This is a genomic window from Nocardioides sp. P5_C9_2 (genome assembly GCF_054049555.1).
In genome coordinates this window covers 1-4,728 of record NZ_JBFUMD010000317.1, presented here as the reverse complement: position 1 = coordinate 4,728, position 4,728 = coordinate 1, and the positions used below count along the sequence as shown (strand labels likewise).

At 66.3% G+C, this 4,728-nt stretch carries 11 protein-coding genes; all 11 read left to right on the top strand.

Features of this window, described 5'->3' with window-relative positions; genetic code table 11:
- The first annotated feature begins 22 nt into the window (after positions 1–22).
- The 11 genes from rplP (at position 23) to rpsE (ending at position 4,712) form a co-directional block, all read left to right on the top strand.
- Positions 23–442 carry a 50S ribosomal protein L16 gene (rplP, locus tag ACXJKL_RS14950; RefSeq protein WP_107771905.1) on the top strand — a complete coding sequence of 140 codons (420 nt, stop codon included), beginning with the start codon at positions 23–25 and terminating at the stop codon, positions 440–442.
- Complete coding sequence (gene rpmC / locus ACXJKL_RS14945) at positions 442–690, top strand: 50S ribosomal protein L29 (RefSeq protein WP_056927022.1); 249 nt, start codon at positions 442–444, stop codon at positions 688–690. Before rplP ends, rpmC begins: the two co-directional genes overlap by 1 nt.
- The gene (gene rpsQ / locus ACXJKL_RS14940; RefSeq protein ID WP_457207830.1) at positions 687–962 is read left to right on the top strand and encodes a 30S ribosomal protein S17; all 276 of its coding nucleotides are present in this window, start codon (positions 687–689) and stop codon (positions 960–962) included. Before rpmC ends, rpsQ begins: the two co-directional genes overlap by 4 nt.
- A gap of 118 nt (positions 963–1,080) precedes the next feature.
- Positions 1,081–1,449, top strand: coding sequence for a 50S ribosomal protein L14 (gene rplN, locus ACXJKL_RS14935; RefSeq protein WP_056887123.1), 369 nt, complete (start codon positions 1,081–1,083; stop codon positions 1,447–1,449).
- Between the two features lie 3 nt (positions 1,450–1,452).
- On the top strand, positions 1,453–1,806 hold the full coding sequence (gene rplX, locus ACXJKL_RS14930; protein ID WP_457207829.1) for a 50S ribosomal protein L24: 354 nt from the start codon (positions 1,453–1,455) through the stop codon (positions 1,804–1,806).
- Position 1,807: 1 nt separating this feature from the next.
- Positions 1,808–2,377 (top strand): 50S ribosomal protein L5, encoded by a 570-nt coding sequence (rplE, locus tag ACXJKL_RS14925; RefSeq protein WP_457207828.1) that lies wholly within the window; start codon positions 1,808–1,810, stop codon positions 2,375–2,377.
- Between the two features lies 1 nt (position 2,378).
- Positions 2,379–2,564 carry a type Z 30S ribosomal protein S14 gene (locus ACXJKL_RS14920; RefSeq protein WP_010831721.1) on the top strand — a complete coding sequence of 62 codons (186 nt, stop codon included), beginning with the start codon at positions 2,379–2,381 and terminating at the stop codon, positions 2,562–2,564.
- Between the two features lie 94 nt (positions 2,565–2,658).
- On the top strand, positions 2,659–3,066 hold the full coding sequence (gene rpsH, locus ACXJKL_RS14915; RefSeq protein WP_056927026.1) for a 30S ribosomal protein S8: 408 nt from the start codon (positions 2,659–2,661) through the stop codon (positions 3,064–3,066).
- Between the two features lie 38 nt (positions 3,067–3,104).
- A complete protein-coding gene (gene rplF, locus ACXJKL_RS14910) occupies positions 3,105–3,647 on the top strand; it encodes a 50S ribosomal protein L6 (protein WP_457207827.1) in 543 nt (180 codons plus the stop codon).
- Between the two features lie 2 nt (positions 3,648–3,649).
- Positions 3,650–4,033, top strand: a complete 384-nt coding sequence (gene rplR / locus ACXJKL_RS14905) for a 50S ribosomal protein L18 (protein WP_457207826.1) — start codon at positions 3,650–3,652, stop codon at positions 4,031–4,033.
- Between the two features lie 37 nt (positions 4,034–4,070).
- On the top strand, positions 4,071–4,712 hold the full coding sequence (gene rpsE / locus ACXJKL_RS14900; RefSeq protein WP_457207825.1) for a 30S ribosomal protein S5: 642 nt from the start codon (positions 4,071–4,073) through the stop codon (positions 4,710–4,712).
- Positions 4,713–4,728 lie beyond the last annotated feature (16 nt).

Here is a 4,728-nt window from a genome sequence, read left to right as displayed (position 1 = left end):
CCGGACAGGAGAGCTGACCACCATGCTGATGCCCCGTCGTGTCAAGCACCGCAAGCAGCACCACCCCAAGCGGACCGGTGCGGCCAAGGGTGGCACGAAGCTCGCCTTCGGCGACTTCGGCATCCAGGCGGTCGAGGGTCACTACGTCACGAACCGACAGATCGAGTCGGCTCGTATCGCCATGACCCGTCACATCAAGCGTGGCGGCAAGGTGTGGATCAACATCTACCCCGACCGTCCGCTGACCAAGAAGCCTGCCGAGACCCGCATGGGCTCCGGCAAGGGTTCCCCCGAGTGGTGGGTTGCCAACGTCAAGCCCGGCCGCGTCATGTTCGAACTTTCCGGTGTCGACGAGGGCACTGCTCGCGAGGCCATGCGCCGCGCGATGCACAAGCTCCCGATGAAGTGCCGGTTCGTCTCCCGCGAGGCAGGTGAATTCTGATGGCTACAAGCAAGCTGAACGCCCACGAGCTCGACGAGCTCAACCCCGTCGACCTCGAGGACAAGCTGCGGGAGGCCAAGGAGGAGCTGTTCAACCTCCGCTTCCAGGCGGCCACCGGCCAGCTCGAGAGCCACGGCCGACTCCGCACGGTCAAGAAGGACATCGCCCGGATCTACACCGTGGTGCGCGAGCGCGAGCTCGGAATCCGCGCCACCCCGGGCACGAGCACTGAAGAGGCAAGCGCATGAGCGAGACCACCGAGAGCACCCCGCGCAACTCGCGCAAGGTCCGCGAGGGCCTGGTCGTGAGCGACAAGATGGACAAGACCATCGTGGTCACCGTCGAGGACCGTGTGAAGCACGCCCTCTACGGCAAGGTCCTGCGCAAGACCTCGCGGCTGAAGGCCCACGACGAGGAGAACCAGTGCGGCATCRGCGACCGGGTCCTGATCATGGAGACCCGTCCGCTGTCGGCCACGAAGCGCTGGCGCCTGGTCGAGGTCCTCGAGAAGGCCAAGTGACCTGAGACCCACCGGCCCTCGGGCCGTCGGGACTCAAGCTCAACTTCCACACATCAGTTCGGCCAGGCTCGCTTCCCGTTGAGGGGGCGAGAACCAGCTCGACAACCAGGAGAAATCAATGATCCAGCAGGAGTCGCGACTCAAGGTCGCCGACAACACCGGTGCGAAGGAGATCCTGTGCATCCGTGTTCTCGGTGGCTCGGGCCGTCGCTACGCCGGCATCGGTGACGTCATCGTCGCCACCGTCAAGGACGCGATCCCCGGTGGCAACGTCAAGAAGGGCGACGTCGTCAAGGCCGTCATCGTGCGCACCGTCAAGGAGCGCCGTCGTGCCGACGGTTCCTACATCCGCTTCGACGAGAACGCTGCCGTCATCCTCAAGAACGACGGAGAGCCCCGCGGTACCCGCATCTTCGGCCCCGTCGGTCGCGAGCTGCGCGAGAAGCGCTTCATGAAGATCATCTCGCTCGCCCCGGAGGTGTTGTGAGAGATGGGTAAGAACACCATGAACATCAAGAAGGGCGACACCGTCAAGGTCATCGCCGGCAAGGACAAGGGCGCCCAGGGCAAGGTCATCACGGTGCTCCGCGAGGAGCAGCGGGTGATCGTCGAGGGTGTCAACCGCGTCAAGCGCCACACCAAGGCGGTCCAGGGCGGCAACACCGGCGGCATCATCACCGCCGAGGCGCCGATCCACGTCAGCAACGTGATGCTGGTCGAGGGTGACGACGTCACCCGCGTCGGCTTCCGCCGCGACGAGGTCACCAAGCGTCGTCCGGACGGCTCGACGTACTCCGCGGAGCGCTCCGTGCGCATCTCGCGCACGACCGGGAAGGAGATCTGAGATGACCGAGACCACCGAGAAGGTCACCCCGCGTCTCAAGACCCGCTACCGCGAGGAGATCATCCCCGCGCTGCAGTCCGAGTTCGACATCAAGAACGTCATGCAGGTCCCCGGCCTGACCAAGATCGTGGTCAACATGGGTGTCGGCGAGGCGGCTCGCGACTCCAAGCTGATCGAGGGCGCCATCCGCGACCTCACCGCGATCACCGGTCAGAAGCCGTCGGTCACCAAGGCCCGCAAGTCCATCGCGCAGTTCAAGCTGCGTGAGGGCATGCCGATCGGTGCGCACGTCACGCTGCGCGGCGACCGCATGTGGGAGTTCCTCGACCGCCTGCTCTCGCTGGCGCTGCCCCGCATCCGCGACTTCCGCGGGCTCTCGGCCAAGCAGTTCGACGGCCGCGGCAACTACACCTTCGGTCTGACCGAGCAGGTCATGTTCCACGAGATCGACCAGGACAAGATCGACCGGTCGCGAGGCATGGACATCACCGTCGTGACCACCGCGACCACCGACGACGAGGGTCGCGCGCTGCTCAAGCAGCTCGGCTTCCCGTTCAAGGAGGGCAACTGACATGGCAAAGACTTCTCTGAAGGTCAAGGCCGCCCGCAAGCCCAAGTTCGCGGTGCGCGGCTACACGCGCTGCCAGCGCTGCGGCCGTCCGAAGGCGGTCTACCGCAAGTTCGGGCTGTGCCGCATCTGCCTGCGGGAGATGGCGCACCGGGGCGAGCTGCCCGGCGTGACCAAGTCCTCCTGGTGATCTCCTCCTCCTTCCTCACCCCTCTAAAACGATCGCTGCAGGTCGCGTCTGAGATGCAGACGCGAAACCACGGTGGAGAAAGGGCCTCACGGCCATGACGATGACTGACCCGATCGCAGACATGCTCACGCGTCTGCGCAACGCCAACCAGGCGTTCCACGACGAGGTGTCGATGCCTTACAGCAAGATGAAGGCCGGCCTCGCCGAGATCCTCCAGCAGGAGGGCTACATCACGTCGTTCGACGTGAAGGAGCCTTCCGAGGGCGAGGTCGGCAAGACGCTGACCGTCACCCTGAAGTACGGCCGCAACCGCGAGCGTTCCATCGCCGGTGTGCGCCGCATCAGCAAGCCCGGCCTGCGGGTCTACGCCAAGCACACGGGTCTTCCCAAGGTGCTCGGCGGACTCGGCGTCGCGATCATCTCGACGAGCCAGGGCCTGCTCACCGACCGTCAGGCGAACCAGAAGGGCGTGGGCGGCGAAGTCCTCGCCTACGTCTGGTGACCCCGGACCACTGAGACCAAGAAGGAGATAGAGAAGCTATGTCGCGTATTGGCAGGCTCCCCATCACGGTCCCGTCCGGTGTCGACGTCGCGATCGACGACGCGCTGGTGACCGTCAAGGGCCCCAAGGGCACGCTGAGCCACACCGTGGCCCAGCCCATCACGGTGGCGAAGTCCGAGGACGGCGTCCTCGAGGTGACCCGCCCCAACGACGAGCGTGAGAGCCGTTCGCTCCACGGTCTGACCCGCACGCTGATCAACAACATGGTCGTCGGTGTCACCGACGGGTACGAGAAGAAGCTCGAGATCGTGGGCGTGGGTTACCGCGTGCTGCCCAAGGGCCCCACGCAGCTCGAGTTCCAGCTCGGCTACAGCCACCCGATCGTGTTCGACGCCCCCGAGGGCATCACGTTCACCACCGAGGGCCCGACCAAGCTCGGCGTCGTCGGTATCGACAAGCAGCTCGTCGGTGAGGTCGCGGCCAAGATCCGCAAGCTGCGGAAGCCGGAGCCCTACAAGGGCAAGGGCGTTCGCTACTCCGGCGAGCACATCCGCCGCAAGGTCGGAAAGGCCGGTAAGTAACCATGGCGATCTCACTGTCCAACAACAAGCACACGGCCGCGCGCGTCAAGTCGCGTCTGCGTCGTCAGGTCCGAGGACGCAAGCGCGTCTCCGGTACCGCGGAGCGCCCGCGCCTCGTCGTCACCAAGTCGGCCCGGCACCTCACGGTGCAGGTCGTCGACGACCTGCAGGGTGCGACGCTCGCCTACGCCTCCACCATGGAGGCCGACGTGCGCGCCACCGAGGGTGACAAGACCGCCAAGGCCAAGAAGGTCRGCGAGCTGGTTGCCGAGCGTGCCAAGGCCCAGGGTGTCGCCGCAGTCGTCTTCGACCGCGCCGGCAACAAGTACCACGGTCGCATCGCGGCCCTCGCAGACGCCGCCCGTGAGGGCGGACTGTCGTTCTGATCGCCGTCGAACCAGTTTTTCGAAAGAGGAGAATCTCATGAGCGGAGCCCAGCGCGGACAGCGTGGTGGCGAGCGCCAGGGCAACGACCGTCGCGGACGCGACAATGGTCGGGGCCAGGGTGCTGAGAAGACCGCCTACATCGAGCGCGTCGTTGCGATCAACCGAGTCGCCAAGGTCGTGAAGGGTGGTCGTCGCTTCAGCTTCACCGCCCTCGTGATCGTGGGTGACGGCGATGGTCTGGTCGGCGTCGGCTACGGCAAGGCAAAGGAAGTTCCCGCGGCGATCGCCAAGGGTGTCGAGGAGGCCAAGAAGCACTTCTTCAAGGTCCCCCGCATCCAGGGCACCATCCCGCACCCGGTGCAGGGCGAGAAGGCAGCGGGCGTCGTCCTGCTGCGCCCGGCGTCCCCCGGTACCGGCGTCATCGCCGGTGGCCCGGTGCGCGCCGTGCTCGAGTGCGCCGGCATCCACGACGTGCTGAGCAAGTCGCTCGGCTCGTCGAACCAGATCAACATCGTGCACGCGACCGTCGAGGCGCTGCGGATGCTGGAGGAGCCCGAGGCCGTGGCGGCTCGCCGCGGCAAGCGGGTCGAGGACGTCACCCCGGCCGCGATCCTGAGGGCTCGCGAGACCGGTCGCGAGGAGGCCGCCGCGGCGTCCGCTTCGGGGGTGTCCTCCTGATGGCACAGCTCATGGT

Bases quoted from the DNA above. Each gene is read 5' to 3' on its own strand.
- rplP (WP_107771905.1), top strand. From the start codon at position 23: ATGCTGATGCCCCGTCGTGTCAAGCACCGCAAGCAGCACCACCCCAAG.
- rplX (WP_457207829.1), top strand. From the start codon at position 1,453: ATGGGTAAGAACACCATGAACATCAAGAAGGGCGACACCGTCAAGGTC.
- rpsE (WP_457207825.1), top strand. From the start codon at position 4,071: ATGAGCGGAGCCCAGCGCGGACAGCGTGGTGGCGAGCGCCAGGGCAAC.
- rpsH (WP_056927026.1), top strand. From the start codon at position 2,659: ATGACGATGACTGACCCGATCGCAGACATGCTCACGCGTCTGCGCAAC.
- rplF (WP_457207827.1), top strand. From the start codon at position 3,105: ATGTCGCGTATTGGCAGGCTCCCCATCACGGTCCCGTCCGGTGTCGAC.
- ACXJKL_RS14920 (WP_010831721.1), top strand. From the start codon at position 2,379: ATGGCAAAGACTTCTCTGAAGGTCAAGGCCGCCCGCAAGCCCAAGTTC.
- rplN (WP_056887123.1), top strand. From the start codon at position 1,081: ATGATCCAGCAGGAGTCGCGACTCAAGGTCGCCGACAACACCGGTGCG.
- rpmC (WP_056927022.1), top strand. From the start codon at position 442: ATGGCTACAAGCAAGCTGAACGCCCACGAGCTCGACGAGCTCAACCCC.
- rplE (WP_457207828.1), top strand. From the start codon at position 1,808: ATGACCGAGACCACCGAGAAGGTCACCCCGCGTCTCAAGACCCGCTAC.